Origin of the sequence: Streptomyces sp. NRRL F-6676, from assembly GCF_000725625.1 — a bacterium.
GTDB lineage: Bacteria > Actinomycetota > Actinomycetes > Streptomycetales > Streptomycetaceae > Streptomyces.
The window spans coordinates 59,478-73,892 of the sequence record NZ_KL647085.1 but is presented as its reverse complement, the minus strand read 5'-3'; the positions used below and the strand labels follow the sequence as shown (position 1 = coordinate 73,892).

Genomic DNA, 14,415 nt, shown 5'->3' with positions numbered 1-14,415 from the left:
CGCGGGTGCGGGCGACCGGGCGGTAAGACACCCCACCCCCACGCCCGTTCCGCGTAGCGCAGAATGGAGGCGTGAACCCCGTTCGGCTGCTCGTCGTGGACGACGATCCCCCCATCGCCGATCTCGTGGCCACCGTCGCCCGGTACGAGGGCTGGGAGGCGGTCACGGCGTACTCCGGTGAGGAGGCGCTCAGACGTGCCGCCGCGTTCCGGCCGGACATCGTCGTGCTCGATCTGATGCTCCCCGGCGTCGACGGCTTCGGCGTGCTCGACCGGCTGCGCGACGCCGGCATGTCCGTCCCCGTCGTGTTCCTCACCGCCCGCGACGGCGTCGCCGACCGCGTCGCCGGGCTCACCCGGGGCGGGGACGACTACCTCGTCAAACCGTTCGCCGTGGAGGAGCTGATGGCCCGGCTCCGCACGGTGCTGCGCCGCAGCGCCGGGCCCGGCGGCGCGCGCGCCGTGCTGCGGGTCGCGGACCTGACGATGGACGAGGAGACCCGCGAGGTCCGCCGCGGCGACCATCTGCTCGCGCTCACCCCGACCGAGTACGACGTGCTGCGCTGTCTGCTGCGCAAGTCCCCCGCCGTGCTGACCAAGGCGCAGATCCTGGACGACGTCTGGAGTTACGGCTTCGGCGGCCGGTCCAACGTGGTCGAGCTGGTCGTCAGCCGGCTGCGCCGCAAGCTGGAGGCGACCGACGGCGGCGAGGTGCCGCTGATCCACACCGTGCGCGGGGTCGGCTACGTGGCCCGGCGGGCCGCCGAGTGAGAGGCCGGCCGCGCCGGCCGCACCGCGGGCTGCCGGGGACGCCCCGGCGGCTCCGTCTCGGCACCCGGCTCGCGCTGGGCGTGGGCGCGCTGTCCCTGGTGGTGTTCGCGGTGGTCGGCACCGCGTTGACGATGTACATGCGGCAGTACCAGGAGCGCCAGCTCGCCGAGCAGATGAAGCTGGTGCAGGTCGTGCAGACCAAGGACGCCAAGACGCACGGCACGGTGGAGCGGCGGCCGTACTACGGCTGGTACACCGCCGTGTACGAGGTGAAGGACGGCCACGCCGTGCTGCGCCGCCCCGCCGACGTGCCCGCCGACACCGGCGCCCTCGCGGCCGTCGCCGAGGCGCAGCCGGCCTCGGGCTCCGAGCATCTGACCCGCACCGCCCGGATCCCCGGCGAGGGCACGTATCTGCTGCGGGCCTGCCCGGTGGAGCACGGGGTGGTGCTGGTCAGCGCGGCGCCGCTGGCGGACGTGCAGGCGACCACGCGGCGGCTGATCACGGTGCAGGTGGTGACGTTCGCGGCGGCGCTGGTCGCGCTGGTGGTGGCCGGGCGCGCGGTGCTGCGGCGCGGACTGAAGCCGCTGAGCGACCTGGCGGCCACCGCGCACGACATCACCTCGCACGACCTGACCGACTCCGGGCGGCTGCCGGTGCGCGCCGACGGCCGCAGCGGGGCCCCGGAGATCGAGGAGCTGCGCTCGGCGTTCAACACCATGCTGGAGCACATCGACGACTCGCTCGTGGTCCGCGCGGAGGCCGAGCGGCGGCTGCGGCGGTTCGTCGCGGACGCCTCGCACGAACTGCGCACCCCGCTGATGTCGGTGCGCGGCTACGCGGACCTGTTCCAGTACGCGGCCGCCCACTCCCCCGAGGAACGGGACAGGCATCTGGCCCGGCTGCGCGCGGAGGCCGCCCGGATGGGCGTGCTCCTGGACGATCTGCTGCTGCTCGCCCGGCTGGACGCGGCGGAGGTGGAGGCGCCGCTGCGGGTGGAGGAGACCGATCTGGTGGAGCTGGTGCGGCGGGCGGCGGACGCGTTCCGCGCGAGCCACCCGGACCGTCCGCTGACCGTGACGGCCGGACCGGACGAGCTGCGGACGCGGCTCGACCCCGCGCGGATCCGGCAGGTGGTGGACAACCTGCTGACCAACGCGGCGGTGCACACCCCGCCGGGTACGGAGGTGTCGGTCGGGGTGACGGTGGAGGCACCGCACCCGGCGGAGGTGCCGGTACCGGCGCCCCGCCGGGCACCGCGACCGGCGCCCGCGCGGACACCGGCCGCCACGCCCGGCGGGCACGGCGGCACAGGCGTCGCCACCGGTCCCGGTACCACGCCCGCCGGCCCCCGCACCGCCGTCGTCCACGTCACCGACGCCGGCCCCGGGATACCGGCCGCCGACCGGGGGCGGATCTTCGACCGGTTCTACCGTGTCGATGCGGCCCGCAGCCGCGACCGCGGCGGCAGCGGGCTGGGGCTCGCGGTCGTCCGGTCCCTGGTCGAGGCGCACGGCGGCACCGTCGACGTGACGGGCGGTCCCGGCGCGACCACGTTCACGCTCAGGATTCCGTTGACCGGCTAGACCCGACCCGGGCCACCTCCTCCGGCAGCATCGTCGGGGCCTCCCGCAGCACCGTCTCCGCCACGGGGTAGGCCACCTCGGTCACCCGCCCGGTCGCCGACCCCGTGGCGAGACCGCCGTCGGCGTGCGCGGTGCCGACGGGGAGGAGCATCAGTCCGCCTCCCATGGCCAGGACGACCGCCCGACGCATCCCCGTACGGGCTTCACCAACCGTCACCTTCGACTCCTTCCGCCTGCCGGGGCGCTCGCCCCGGGCGGGCCCACGCTGGCAGGGCGACCGCGCGACACGCGAACGAAAACCCCGCTCGTCCCACGGACGGAGGAGCAGGGAGCCGTCCCGCTGACGAACTGACGGACCGGCCGTCCTCCGCACGGGGGGACGCACGCGGACATTCATCACACAGCGGACCCCGCCCGGCCCTGGCGCACTCTCCCCCGCCCCGCGCCCCCGGAACGGGTCAATCCCGGCATCTTTTGCCGCGTTCGCGGCAATGTCTACGGCTTCGAGAGGTTCCGTGAGGTTCCCCGTTCCGTCGAAGCTGAGGGAGTACCACCTGATGGCCCGTAGACACGTCGGCGCAGGCTGTGCCGTCCTGACCGTGCTCGGTTCGCTCGTGCTGGCGAACCCGTCCCAGGCGACGGCCACCGCCTCGTCCGTGCCGCCCGCCGACGGCCCCTCGGCGGCCCGGACACTCGGCGCCGACCGGCCCTCGGCCGAGGTCCTGCACGCGCTCCGGCGCGACCTGGGGCTGACCGCGGCCCAGGCCAGACAGCGGCTGACGAACGAGGCGGAGGCCGGCACCCGGGCCGGCCGGCTGCACAACGCGCTCGGCACCCGCTTCGCCGGTGCCTGGGTGCACGGGAAGACGTCGGCCGGACTGACCGTCGCCACCACCAACAAGGCGGACGTCGCCGCCATCGAGGCGGGCGGCGCCGACGCCAAGGTCGTCAAGGTGGCGCTGGCCGACCTGCGGACCGTCAAGACGAAGCTGGACAGGGCCGCCGCCGCCACGAAGGGCCGGCGGACCCCGGTGCGGTACGTCGACATCCGCAACAACCGGGTGACCGTGCAGGCCACCAGCAAGGCCGCGGCGGACGCGTTGGTGAAGGCCGCCCGGGTGGACCGTACGCGGGTGGCGGTGAAGGTGTCCAAGGACCAGCCGCGCGCGCTGTACGACATCACCGGCGGCGACGCGTACTACATCAACGACGAGGCGCGCTGCTCCGTCGGGTTCTCCGTCACCAAGGGCGAGCAGCAGGGCTTCGTCTCCGCCGGGCACTGCGGCGGCAAGGGCGACACGACCACCGGGTACAACCAGGTGGCCCAGGGCACCTTCCAGGACTCGGTGTTCCCCGGCCACGACTACTCCTGGGTCGCCGCCAACGACGACTGGACGGCCACCCCGCACGTCAAGGGCGAGGGCGGCGCGGACGTGACGGTGTCCGGCTCGGTGGAGGCGCTGGTGGGCGCCTCGGTCTGCCGCTCGGGCTCCACCACGGGCTGGCACTGCGGCACCATCGAGGAGCACGACACGAGCGTGACCTACCCGGAGGGCACGGTCGACGGGGTGACGCGGACGACGGTGTGCGCCGAGCCCGGCGACTCCGGCGGCCCGTACCTCTCCGGCAGCCAGGCGCAGGGTGTCACCTCCGGCGGCTCCGGTGACTGCACCAGCGGCGGGACGACGTACTACCAGCCGGTCAACCCGGCGCTGAGCGCCTTCGGTCTGACGCTCACCACGGACACGGCCACCACCGAGACGCCGGGCACCACGCCGGAGCCGGAGTCCGGCACCTGGGCGGCGGGCGCGGTGTACGACGTGGGCGCGAAGGTGACGTACGGCGGCGTCACCTATGTGTGCCTCCAGCCGCACCAGGCGCAGGGCGCGTGGCAGCCGGCCACGACGCCGGCGCTGTGGCAGAAGGTCTGACTCCGCGCGGCGCGACGGCGTCGCGCACCACCGGACGGGGCCCGCGGCGCGGGCCCCGTCCGCGTGCCGGTGGGCCCACCGCACGCCCGGCGGCGGCCGGCCCCGGTGGCGTCAGCCGTCTCCGGCCGTCCGGCCCTCGGGAGCCGTCCCGCCTTCGGGAGCCGTCCGGTCCTCGTCCTCGGTGTCGCCCGGGGTGAGTCGCACACAGCACTCCCCGGGTTCGGGGGCCAGGACGGCCCGCACCCCGTTGACCTCCAGCCCGCTCAGACAGCCGGAGAGGAAGGCCTGGTTCATGCCGCACACCAGGTCGGGCGCCTTGCTCGCCAGCGGGTGGAAGGGGCAGTTGCGCAGCCGGAGCCGGGTGGGGGTCTCCCGGACGGGTTCGTAGCCGTACTCGTCCAGCAGGCGCTCGCACGCGGTCAGTCCGCGCTCGGGGCCCAGCCGCCCCGGGCGCGTCTCCTCCCGCGCGTCGCGGCCCAGGCGCCGGCCGCGTCGTTCCGCGCTGCGCACGGCCGCCTGCGCGGCGTTCTCGTCGGCGCCCTCGGTCAGGACGGCGTCCAGGAGGAGGTCCGCCAGGAGTTCGTGGCGCCGGTCGGGGATGTTCACGGTGATCTGCGCGTCGGTGGGCTCGTACACCTTGGGCCGCCTGCCGACCTTGCGGATGCCGCCCGGTGCCTCGTAGCGGGCCCGCAGGAGACCGGCGTCGACGAGCTTGTCGAGGTGGAAGGCGGCGAGCTTGCTGGATATCCCGGCGCTCGCGGCGGCCTCGTCGCGGGTGACGGCGTGGCCGGCGCGGCGGATGAAGAGGAACATGCGCCGCCGTGAGTCCTCGCTCAGCACGCTGACGGAGTCGATGGCGCGGTCGGCCGCGCCGGCCGGTGAGGAGGATTCGTAAGCCACACGCCCACAGTAACTCCCACGCACGTAGGCACAAGTGTTCCCGCGGGTCCTCCATCTGGGGACCTTGACGCGCCCCAGCAATTAAACCAACAATGATTGGTGAAACTACTGGAGGTCGTCATGTCCGATCAGTCTCCCCCGCAGGCGAAGCGTCCGGTCAGCGCCCCGCTCGCCGGCCCGTACGGCCACCCGTTCCACCCGATCCTGGTGACCGTGCCGATCGGTGCCTGGGTGACCGGCCTGGTGTTCGACATCGCCTCGCACCTCGTCGACCGGCCGGGCTTCCTGACCCAGTCCTCGGAGTGGCTGATCGCCATCGGCGTGATCGGCGCGCTGCTCGCGGCCGTGGTCGGGTTCCTCGACCTGTTCGCGATCCCGACGGCCACCCCGGCCTTCCGCACCGCCCTGCTCCACATGACGCTGAACCTGCTGGTGACCGCCGCCTACGTCGTCAACTTCCTGTGGCGGCACGCCGACTACACCAGCGGGGGGAGCGTGGGCGTCGGCCAGCTGGTGCTGTCCGCGATCAGCGTGGCGGCGCTGGGTGTCTCGGGGTTCCTGGGCGGCAAGCTGGCCTACCGCTACGGCGTCCGCGTCGCCGACGAGAACACCCAGGCCGAGGGGTACACCACCGGAACGGGCGGCTGACATGACCGAGCGCCCCGAACGTGCCACCGCCCGCATACCTGCGCGCGACGAGGAGGAGACCCGGCCGGCCCGGCCCGCCCTCCGGGTCGTGGACGAGCCCCGGGCGATCGACCTGGCGGCGGCGGAGACCGCGGCCGGGCAGTTCCTGGCCGCCCTCGGCGTCTCCACCGCCTCCGAGAGCCTGCGCGGCACACCGGGCCGGATGGCGCGCGCCTACGCCGAGCTGTTCAGCCCGCGCGCCTTCGACCTGACCACCTTTCCCAACGACGAGCACTACGACGAACTGGTCCTGGCCCGCCGCATCCCCGTACGGTCCGTCTGCGAGCACCATCTGCTGCCGTTCGTCGGGATCGCCCACGTCGGCTACCTGCCCGGCTCGCGGATCCTCGGCCTGTCCAAGCTGGCCCGGGTCGTCGAGCACTTCGCCTGCCGCCCGCAGGTCCAGGAACGCCTGACCAAACAGGTCGCCGACTGGCTGGAGACCCAGCTGGAGCCCAAGGGCGTCGGGGTGGTGATCGAGGCCGAACACTCCTGCATGACCCTGCGCGGCGTGCGCGCCACCGGCAGCAGCACCATGACCTCCACCCTGCTCGGCCTGCTGCGCTCCGACGCCCGCTCCCGCGCCGAGTTCCTCGCCCTGACCGGCGCGGCCCCCTGACCCGGCGCGGTCACCCTCGGGCTGTGTCGGGGGCGGACCCCCGGGCGCCGTCGGCGAGCAGCGCGTACGCGGTCGGTACGAACGGGTCGCGGGCGCGGAACCGGCGGGTGCAGACGGCCGCCAGGGCCGTGCCCGTGTCGGGCCGGAAGCCGAGGAAGGTCTGCTGGCCGAGGGTGGCGCCGGAGTGGAAGTACATCGGCCCGTGGTCGGTGGGGTGCCGGAACCAGGTGAGCGTGTGCTCGTGCCGGTGCCCGAGGCCGCGCCGCAGCACCGGGCGGCGCACCGCCCGCAGTGCCCCGGCCAGGGGGGAGCCGGGCGGGGGGTCGAGGTGGGCCTCCAGGAGGGTGAGCAGATCGCCGGGGGTGGCCCGGACGGCTCCCGCGGCACGGAAGCCGCCGGCGTCGAGCGCGGGCACGGGGGTGCCGTCCGGGCGGTGGCCGACGGCGTCCGTGTCCGGTCCGGTCGCCGTGAGGGCGGTGCCGGTCAGGGCGAGCGGGCGCAGCACCTCCTCGGTGAGGAGGGTGTCCCACGGGGTCTGGAGGGCGGCGGCGAGAGCGTGGCCGAGGACGGCGACGCCGAAGTTGGAGTAGCGCCAGCGGGTGCCGGGGCGGTGCCGGGGGCGGTGGCGCACGAAGGCGGCGACGACGCGTTCGGCGGAGTAGCGGGCGTAGGGGTTGGTGCGCCAGGCGGGCAGCGCGCGGGGGTAGAAGTCGGCGGGCAGCCGGGGCAGTCCGGCGGTGTGGGTGATCAGGTGGGTGAGGGTGACGGGGGCCGGGCCGACGGGGCGGCGGGGGTCCAGGCAGCGGGCGGCGGGTTCGCCGCCGGACAGCCGGCCGGTCGCGGTGAGGTGGGCCAGGAGCAGCCCGGCGTAGACCTTGGAGGCGGAGCCGGTCTCGTACCGCAGCAGGGCGCGGGGTACGGGCGGCGGGGTGCCGGTGCCGCCGTGGTGGACCGTGCGGTGGCCGTGCCGGGAGAGGGCGAGGACGACGTCGGGGGCGTCGACGGCGGTCACGGCGTCGTCGAGACGGCGGCGCAGGGTGTCCTCGTCGTCGAAGGGCGCCGGGCGCCGGGGGTGGGCGGGGGCGCTCATGCCGTGGCACCCGCGAGCCGTGACAGGGATCGTGAGGTGGCGAGCACGGAGGCGAAGGCGGCGACCAGGGTGGGGTGGTAGACGATGTCGAAGACGTCCTCGGGGTCGCCCTCGGGCATGGTGCGCAGGGCGGGCATGGCGCCGTCCGGCTGCTGGGCGGCGGCGAAGCCCGCCCAGGCCCGTTCGTCGAGGGTGGGCCGGGGCAGGCAGGCGTCGACGACCAGCAACTCGCCGAGCAGGTCCCAGCGTTGGAGGTCCAGCCAGTCGTCGAGCCAGGCCGGGAGCCAGGTGGCGAGATAGTCGGCGAGGCGGGGCGGCAGCCCGTCGGGGCGCTCGCCCCAGTCGGTGAGGTGGAAGACGGTGTGCGTGACGTCGTAGGCGATGTGCCCCTCGACGGTCCACGGTTCGGGGGTGCGGCCCAGCCAGGTGCGGCCGGCGACCTCGGCCTCCGGCGGGCGCGGCGGCAGCCCGAACCGGCGCTGGAACGCGGAGAGTCCGAGCCGGCGGGTGGGGGTCATCGCGAACGCCTCGGTGCTCAGCAGGTCGTGGTTGAGCCGGGCGATCGACTCCATCTCCGGGTGACGGTGACCGAGTTCGCGGAAGGGCAGGTACACCTCGAAGGGGATGGGCGAGATCGGCTCGACGCGCTGTCCGCGCACCAGCATCCGGCCGCCGTCCAGGGTGTGCCGCCAGGCGTGGTCGAGGAGCTGGCGGGCGAGCTTGGCCTGGCGGGAGCCGGCCACGCCCTCGCGGAACAGCACGGCGCAGATCAGGGCGAGTTCGCCGACCGGCTTGAACCGCTCCAGGAAGCCGGTCTCCGGGTCGACGTCGGGTTCGAGCCGGAAGCCGTCGCGGTGGGCGTGCAGCCACTCGATGGCGCGGACCCCGACGTCGTGCACGAGGCGGGTGCTGGTCATCGCGGCGTGCTCCTCGGGTTCGCGGGTGCCGTCGGTACGGGGATGTCCCCGTCGCCGGGGCGGGTGGTGGTCAGAGCGGGGGTGTCCTCGTCGCCGAGGCGGGCGACGGTGAGGGCGGCGGCGAAGGCGGCCATGAGGGTGGAGTGGTAACAGCCGCGGAAGCCGGACGGGGCGGGGGCGCCGACGGTGCCGCCGGTCTCGGGCAGTGCTCCGTCGGCGTGCTGGGCTGCCGCGAGGCGTGTCCAGGTGTCGTGCAGCAGCGCGCGGTCGGGGGCCGTCGGCAGGCTCGCGGCGACCGCCGTCAACTCGCAGGCGAGATCCCACTGCCGGCCTTCGAGGCAGGTGTCGAGCCAGGGCGGGAGCCAGTGGCCGAGGTAGCCGGCGAGGTCGGGCGGTACGCCGTCGGGGGCGCGGCCCCAGTCGGTGAGGTGGAAGACGACGTGGGTGAGCGTGTATCCGGCGGCGCGCTCGAAGGTCCACGGTTCGGGCAGCGCGCCGAGCCAGGTGCGGCGCAGGGCGGGTGCGACGGGTCCGTGGCGCGTCAGGCCGCCGCGGCGCTCGGAGTTGAGGATGCCGAGCCGCCGGTTGGGGTCCTGTTCGGTGGCCCGCCAGCCGCGGGTGCCGGCGACGGTGGCGGCGGCACGCTCGTAGCCGGGCTCGCGCAGCCCGGCCGAGGCGAAGGCGGCGTAGACCTCCAGCGGGTAGGTGGCGAAGGGTTCGAGCCGCTGGAGGGCGGTGAACAGGCGGCCGTTGCCGGTCTGCCGCCAGGCGAAGTCGAGCAGGTCGGCGGCGGTGCGGTGGCGGGGGTCGGCCGGACCGGTGCGGTCGCGGACGAGGCCGCAGGCCTGGGCGAGTTCGCCGAGGGGTTTCCAGCTGGTGTTGACGTCGCCGTCCGCGGAGAGGGCCCCCGCGTCGAGCGCGAACCCCTCTCGGTGGGCGGACACCCACTCCAGGGCGGCCGCCCCGACGCGGCCGGCCGGGCTCTCCCGGACCACCGGCGGTGTCGTACGTGTCATGCCGCCGCCCTCGTGCGCAGCAGCCGGGCCGCCTCCAGGTGGAGCGTCACGCGCGGGTCCTCCCCGGCCATCTGGGCGACGAACCGCAGTCCGGGCTCCAGGCCCAGGGTGTCGGGGACCCCGTCGAGCAGGGTGAGCCACCGTCCGGCACCGGCCGCCTGCGGCCAGTCGCGGCGGCGCACCGCGCGGACGAAACCGCGGGCGACGTCCACCGGGCGGCCCCGGGCGACCCGGGCCACCGGGCAGTCGGCGCCGGGCACCGCGAGCGGGGCCAGGACGGCGAGTTGGTGGGTGAGGGACTGCCAGGGGGCGGCGTGCAGGCCGTCGGTGCCGGGTTCCGCGGCGGGCTCGGGCAGTTCCGGCAGTCCGGGGTCGAACCGGTGCAGGGTGCGGGCCATCGCGCGGTGGCTCCACACCGAGGCGGCCCCGGCGCCCGGGGGCGGCGGATACGCCTTGAGTGCGTCGCGGAAGGTAGCGAGGTCCTCGGGTGCGGGCGGCGTCCCGAGCAGCACGCTCGGCAGCAGCGCGTCGGCACCCAGGACGCGGACGGCGGCGAGGGCGGCCTCGCCCTGCCCGGTGCGCAGATACGGCCGCGCGGGGCCTCCGCTCCGGAGAGCGGAGACCACGGCGGTCGTGAGGTCGCGCACCGCGCCCCGCAAGGGCGTCGAGGTGGCGGATTCCTCCATCGGCTGCCTCCGTCAGCCCTTCTTCGGCCGCGGCGTCGGCGGCGAGAGCAGCAGACTGGTCGACCCGCCGGACAGGGCGAGCGCCGCGCACTCACGGCTGTCCCGGTAGTACCCGTCGGCCTCGGCCGGTGCGAGTGCGGCCTCGACCTCGGTGCCGCGCACCTCGGTCGTGTCGTCGGTCAGATACTCGGTGGAAGCCATACCACCATCCCCTTGCGTGAGACAGAGATTCGGCGTTCGCCATTCGGTCATATCGGGTCGAACGCTGTCAGTAGGGTTTCGTGAATCACCTCATTTACACATCAAAGCGGCAAAAGGATCGGAGAGACGGCGGCCTCAGCGCGTGCCCGGTGCCGACGCCGCCGTCGACACCGCCGTCGACACCGCCGCCGGTGCCGGGGCGTAGCCGAGCGGCCGGGTGCTGAACGTGCCGCGCCCCCGGGTGCGGCCGCGCAGCGCCGTGGCGTAGCCGAACAGCTCGGCGAGCGGCACGGTGGCGGTCACCACGGCGGTGCCCGCGCCCCCGGCCGGCCCCGCGGTCATGGCCGAGTGCGACACCCGGCCGCGCCGGGCGGCCAGGTCGCCCAGCACCCCGCCCACGGCCTCCTCCGGCACGGTGACCGTCACCTCGGCGACCGGTTCGAGGAGCAGCACCGCCCCCGCGTCCCGCGCCCGCCGGAGCGCCTCGCGCAGCGCGAAGCGGCCGGCCGTACGGAAGGCCATCTCCGAGGAGTCCTTCGGGTGGGTCGCCCCGTCCGTCAGCGTCACGCGCACACCGGTCACCGGGTGACCGCCGAGCGGGCCCTCGGCGAGGGCGTCCCGGCACCCGGCCTCCACCGCGCGCACATACTCCTGCGGCACGCGCCCGCCGACGACCGCCGAACCGAACGCGAAGCCCGCCGGACCGTCACCGGTCTCCGCCAGCGGGGCCACGTCGAGGACGACATGGGCGAACTGGCCCGCCCCGCCGTCCTGTTTGACATGCCGGTACACCAGCCCGGACACCGGCCGGACGAGGGTCTCCCGGTACGCCACCCGCGGCCGGCCCACGGTCACCTCCAGGCCGTGGTCGCGGCGGACCTTCTCCACCGCGACCTCCAGATGCAGTTCCCCCATGCCGGACAGCAGTGTCTGCCCGGTCTCGGGGTCGCTCCGCAGGACCAGGGAGGGGTCCTCCTCCGCCGAGCGGGCCAGGGCGGAGGCCAGCCGGCCGGTGTCGGTGCGTCGGCGGGCCTCCACGGCCACGGAGACGACGGGCTCGGTGGTGCCCGGCGGTTCCAGGAGCAGCGGGGCGTCGGGCGCGCACAGCGTCGTGCCCGGACGGGCCGACTTCAGCCCGGTGACGGCGACGATGTCCCCGGCCACGGCACGGTCGAGGGGCGCGTGCCGGTCCGCGTGCACGCGCAGGATGCGCGCGATCCGCTCGGTGCGCCCGGTGGTGGCGTCCCACACGGTTCCTCCCCTCTCCATGGTTCCCGCGTACACGCGCAGGAAGGTCAGCCGGCCGGTGGCACCGGCGCTCACCTTGAACACCAGGGCGGCGAACGGCGCTTCGGGGTCGGCGGGCCGCTCCCGCTCGGCCCCGTCGTGCGTGCCGCGCACCGGCGGTACGTCGGCCGGCGAGGGCAGGTAGGCGGTGACGGCGTCGAGCAGCGGTTCGATCCCCCGGTTGCGGTAGGCCGAGCCGCACAGCACCACCACGCCGTCCCCGCTCCGGGTCAGGTCGCGCAGCGCGGCGGTCAGGGTGGCGTCGCTCAGCCGGGAGAGGTCGCAGAACTCCTCCAGCGCGGCCGGATGGAGCCCGGCGACCGTCTCCTCGAGGAGCCGGCGGCGCCGCTCCGCCTCCGCCCGCAGCTCCCGCGGCACGGACCCCGGTTCGGCGCTGTCCCGGCCGTCCGCCCAGACGAACGCCCGCATCCGGACCAGGTCGACGACGCCGGTGAAGCCGTCCTCCACGCCGATCGGCAGCTGCACGACGAGCGGCGCCGGGTGCAGTCGCTCCCGGATGGACGCCACGGCGCGGTCGAGGTCGGCGCCCGCGCGGTCGAGCTTGTTGACGAAGGCGAGGCGCGGGACGCCGTACCGGTCGGCCTGGCGCCACACCGACTCGCTCTGCGGTTCGACACCGGCGACGGCGTCGAACACGGCGACGGCTCCGTCGAGCACCCGCAGGGAGCGGGTGACCTCGTCGGCGAAGTCGACGTGGCCGGGCGTGTCGATGAGGTTGATCCGGTGACCGTCCCAGGCGCAGCTGACGGCCGCGGCGAAGATGGTGATGCCGCGATCGCGCTCCTGCGGGTCGAAGTCGGTGACGGTGGTGCCGTCGTGCACCTCGCCGCGCTTGTGCGTGGTGCCGGTGGCGTACAGGATCCGCTCGGTCAGCGTGGTCTTGCCCGCGTCGACATGGGCGAGGATGCCGAGGTTGCGGACGGCGGCGAGAGGGCCGCGGGGAGCGGGCGGGCGGGTGGTCTGACGGTTCGGGAGGCTTCGCACGGCCTGGCCCTTCGGGAACGATCCGGTCGGTTGACGGAGGGCGCGATTCCCGGGACGGCAGCGCGTGACACGGCACCGGCCGCGGGTGTGATCGAGGGGGCCGGGGCGTGTTCAGACGTGCGTCACGGGTGTCCGGAGCCGGCCGCGCGGCGGGCACCGGAGCGGCGGGGACACGAGGATCACCTCGTACCGCGCCCGGGGAGCGAGAACAGCGGTGCGGTCACGCACGGCCGGGCTCCCCTCGTTCGTCGACGCATCGCCGAGTGCGGTGCGACGTGATGTGTCCGGAGTGTAGGGAGCCCGGCGGGGCGGGTGCACCGCATTTTTCCGCCGGGCGGGGTGCGGGGGCCGAGGATCCGGCGCGGGGGCCCGGGGATCGGGTGCGGGGACCCGGAAACGGGCCCGGGGCGCGGGAATCAAGGGGCCGCTGTCGTGTTGAACCCTGTGTGAGCAGCTCGGTTTTGGCAGGTACCAGGTTCTCCGTGCTCGACCGGTCGCGGATCCGGGAGGGGCACGACGCGGGCGAGGCGCTGCGCGACACGGTGGAGCTGGCGCGGGAGGCGGAGCGGCTCGGCTTCCACCGCTTCTGGGTCGCCGAGCACCACGGCGTGCCCGGAGTCGCGGGCTCCGCGCCGACCGTGCTGGCGGCGGCCGTCGCCGCGGCGACCCGGACGATCCGGGTCGGCACCGGCGGGGTGATGCTGCCCAACCACCGGCCGCTGGTGGTGGCCGAGCAGTTCGGGGTGCTGGAGTCACTGTTCCCCGGGCGGATCGACATGGGTCTCGGCCGGTCGGTCGGCTTCACGGACGGGGTGCGGCGGGCGCTGGGCGTGGGCCGGGACGACGCCGACGACTTCGCCGGGCAGCTGGCGGAGCTGCTCGGCTGGTTCCGCGGCACCTCCCCCACGGGGGTGCACGCGCGTCCCTCGGAGGGGCTGACGGTGCCGCCGTTCGTCCTCGCCATGGGCGAGGGGGCGGAGATCGCGGCGCGGGCGGGGCTGCCGATGGTCATCGGCGATCTGCGTGGCCGGGAGCGGATGCTGCGGGGTGTCGAGCGGTACCGGGCGTCGTTCCGCCCCTCGGGGTGGGCCGAGCAACCGTACGTGGTGATCTCGGGGACGGTCGCGGTGGCGGGTACGGCCGAGGAGGCACGGCGGCTGCTGATACCGGAGGCGTGGTCGATGGCGTACGCCCGGACGCACGGGACGTTTCCGCCGTTGCCGACGGTGGAGGCGGTGCAGGGGCGGGTCATGACGGGGAAGGAGCGGGAGCTGTACGAGGCGGGGCTGCGAGGGCATGTCGCCGGGACGGCGGAGGAGGTCGTGGAGGAGCTGGCGGAGGTGGTGGAGGAGACGGGCGCGGACGAGGTCCTGGTGACGACGAGCACGCACGGGCGTGCGGCGTTGACGGACTCCTACGCCCGCCTGGCCCGGGCGGCACGTTTGTCCGCCCCCGCCGCCCCTTCCCTTCCCCGCCCGGGGGCAGGCCCCCGGACCCCCTAAAAGATCGCGCAGTTCCCCGCGCCCCTGATCAGGGCGCGGGGCTGCGTCACCATGCGGCTCCGCACCTTGAGGACGGGAAGGGCAGGGGCGGCGGGGGCGAGGAGAAGACCGCCGTCAGCCCAGCGCGCGCTGCGCCGCCCCCGCCAGCGACCCCCGGTCGTCCGCCGAGCCTCCCGTCAGCACCCCCCGCACCCCCACCTCCGCGACCAGCCCTCGCG

Annotated in this window: 14 protein-coding genes and 1 pseudogene (1 of these 15 cut by a window edge); 6 read left to right on the top strand and 9 right to left on the bottom strand. The window is 75.0% G+C overall.

The annotated features are described in order from the left end of the window. The first annotated feature begins 71 nt into the window (after positions 1–71). On the top strand, positions 72–770 hold the full coding sequence (locus tag IO29_RS34515; protein ID WP_030378502.1) for a response regulator transcription factor: 699 nt from the start codon (positions 72–74) through the stop codon (positions 768–770). Then, on the top strand, positions 767–2,356 hold the full coding sequence (locus IO29_RS34510) for a sensor histidine kinase (protein WP_234307441.1): 1,590 nt from the start codon (positions 767–769) through the stop codon (positions 2,354–2,356). The genes IO29_RS34515 and IO29_RS34510 overlap by 4 nt, the downstream gene beginning before the upstream one ends. Here the strand turns inward: IO29_RS34510 and IO29_RS34505 are convergent. Further along, on the bottom strand, positions 2,334–2,573 hold the full coding sequence (locus IO29_RS34505) for a hypothetical protein (RefSeq protein WP_158709301.1): 240 nt from the start codon (positions 2,571–2,573) through the stop codon (positions 2,334–2,336). The two genes, IO29_RS34510 and IO29_RS34505, sit on opposite strands and share 23 nt — an antisense overlap. A gap of 340 nt (positions 2,574–2,913) precedes the next feature. On the opposite strand from IO29_RS34505, the gene IO29_RS34500 reads away from it, so the two are divergent. Beyond that, the gene (locus IO29_RS34500) at positions 2,914–4,287 is read left to right on the top strand and encodes a carbohydrate-binding protein (protein WP_030378499.1); all 1,374 of its coding nucleotides are present in this window, start codon (positions 2,914–2,916) and stop codon (positions 4,285–4,287) included. A 111-nt stretch (positions 4,288–4,398) separates the two neighbouring features. On the opposite strand, the gene IO29_RS34495 is transcribed toward IO29_RS34500, so the two are convergent. Beyond that, positions 4,399–5,187, bottom strand: a complete 789-nt coding sequence (locus IO29_RS34495) for a helix-turn-helix transcriptional regulator (RefSeq protein WP_051707451.1) — start codon at positions 5,185–5,187, stop codon at positions 4,399–4,401. Positions 5,188–5,307: 120 nt separating this feature from the next. Between IO29_RS34495 and IO29_RS34490 the strand changes: the two genes are divergently transcribed. Next, the gene (locus tag IO29_RS34490) at positions 5,308–5,835 is read left to right on the top strand and encodes a DUF2231 domain-containing protein (RefSeq protein ID WP_030378497.1); all 528 of its coding nucleotides are present in this window, start codon (positions 5,308–5,310) and stop codon (positions 5,833–5,835) included. Between the two features lies 1 nt (position 5,836). Further along, on the top strand, positions 5,837–6,493 hold the full coding sequence (folE, locus tag IO29_RS34485) for a GTP cyclohydrolase I FolE (RefSeq protein WP_078618136.1): 657 nt from the start codon (positions 5,837–5,839) through the stop codon (positions 6,491–6,493). Positions 6,494–6,503: 10 nt separating this feature from the next. Here the strand turns inward: folE and IO29_RS34480 are convergent, their stop codons facing one another. The 6 genes from IO29_RS34480 to fusA all read right to left on the bottom strand — a co-directional run bounded on the left by IO29_RS34480 (position 6,504) and on the right by fusA (position 12,695). Then, the gene (locus IO29_RS34480) at positions 6,504–7,583 is read right to left on the bottom strand and encodes a serine hydrolase domain-containing protein (protein ID WP_051707450.1); all 1,080 of its coding nucleotides are present in this window, start codon (positions 7,581–7,583) and stop codon (positions 6,504–6,506) included. Further along, entirely contained in the window at positions 7,580–8,500 is a 921-nt protein-coding gene (locus IO29_RS34475) for a DUF6895 family protein (protein ID WP_030378494.1), read from the bottom strand. The genes IO29_RS34480 and IO29_RS34475 overlap by 4 nt, the downstream gene beginning before the upstream one ends. Next, positions 8,497–9,516, bottom strand: coding sequence for a DUF6895 family protein (locus IO29_RS34470; protein ID WP_030378493.1), 1,020 nt, complete (start codon positions 9,514–9,516; stop codon positions 8,497–8,499). The genes IO29_RS34475 and IO29_RS34470 overlap by 4 nt, the downstream gene beginning before the upstream one ends. Next, positions 9,513–10,202 (bottom strand): hypothetical protein, encoded by a 690-nt coding sequence (locus IO29_RS34465; RefSeq protein WP_030378492.1) that lies wholly within the window; start codon positions 10,200–10,202, stop codon positions 9,513–9,515. Before IO29_RS34465 ends, IO29_RS34470 begins: the two co-directional genes overlap by 4 nt. A gap of 12 nt (positions 10,203–10,214) precedes the next feature. Further along, positions 10,215–10,403 carry a hypothetical protein gene (locus IO29_RS34460; RefSeq protein ID WP_030378491.1) on the bottom strand — a complete coding sequence of 63 codons (189 nt, stop codon included), beginning with the start codon at positions 10,401–10,403 and terminating at the stop codon, positions 10,215–10,217. A gap of 135 nt (positions 10,404–10,538) precedes the next feature. Next, complete coding sequence (gene fusA / locus IO29_RS34455) at positions 10,539–12,695, bottom strand: elongation factor G (RefSeq protein WP_051707449.1); 2,157 nt, start codon at positions 12,693–12,695, stop codon at positions 10,539–10,541. A 482-nt stretch (positions 12,696–13,177) separates the two neighbouring features. Here fusA and IO29_RS34450 point away from each other — a divergent pair, with 482 nt between their 5' ends. Next, positions 13,178–14,197 carry an MsnO8 family LLM class oxidoreductase gene (locus IO29_RS34450; RefSeq protein ID WP_030378489.1) on the top strand — a complete coding sequence of 340 codons (1,020 nt, stop codon included), beginning with the start codon at positions 13,178–13,180 and terminating at the stop codon, positions 14,195–14,197. A 114-nt stretch (positions 14,198–14,311) separates the two neighbouring features. Here the strand turns inward: IO29_RS34450 and IO29_RS34445 are convergent. After that, positions 14,312–14,415: pseudogene (locus tag IO29_RS34445) on the bottom strand (lysophospholipid acyltransferase family protein) (it continues 693 nt past the right edge of the window).

Coding starts and splice junctions, on each gene's coding strand:
- IO29_RS34490 (WP_030378497.1), top strand. CDS start 5,308: ATGTCCGATCAGTCTCCCCCGCAGGCGAAGCGTCCGGTCAGCGCCCCG.
- IO29_RS34500 (WP_030378499.1), top strand. CDS start 2,914: ATGGCCCGTAGACACGTCGGCGCAGGCTGTGCCGTCCTGACCGTGCTC.
- IO29_RS34465 (WP_030378492.1), bottom strand. CDS start 10,202: ATGGAGGAATCCGCCACCTCGACGCCCTTGCGGGGCGCGGTGCGCGAC.
- IO29_RS34470 (WP_030378493.1), bottom strand. CDS start 9,516: ATGACACGTACGACACCGCCGGTGGTCCGGGAGAGCCCGGCCGGCCGC.
- IO29_RS34460 (WP_030378491.1), bottom strand. CDS start 10,403: ATGGCTTCCACCGAGTATCTGACCGACGACACGACCGAGGTGCGCGGC.
- IO29_RS34475 (WP_030378494.1), bottom strand. CDS start 8,500: ATGACCAGCACCCGCCTCGTGCACGACGTCGGGGTCCGCGCCATCGAG.
- IO29_RS34480 (WP_051707450.1), bottom strand. CDS start 7,583: ATGAGCGCCCCCGCCCACCCCCGGCGCCCGGCGCCCTTCGACGACGAG.
- folE (WP_078618136.1), top strand. CDS start 5,837: ATGACCGAGCGCCCCGAACGTGCCACCGCCCGCATACCTGCGCGCGAC.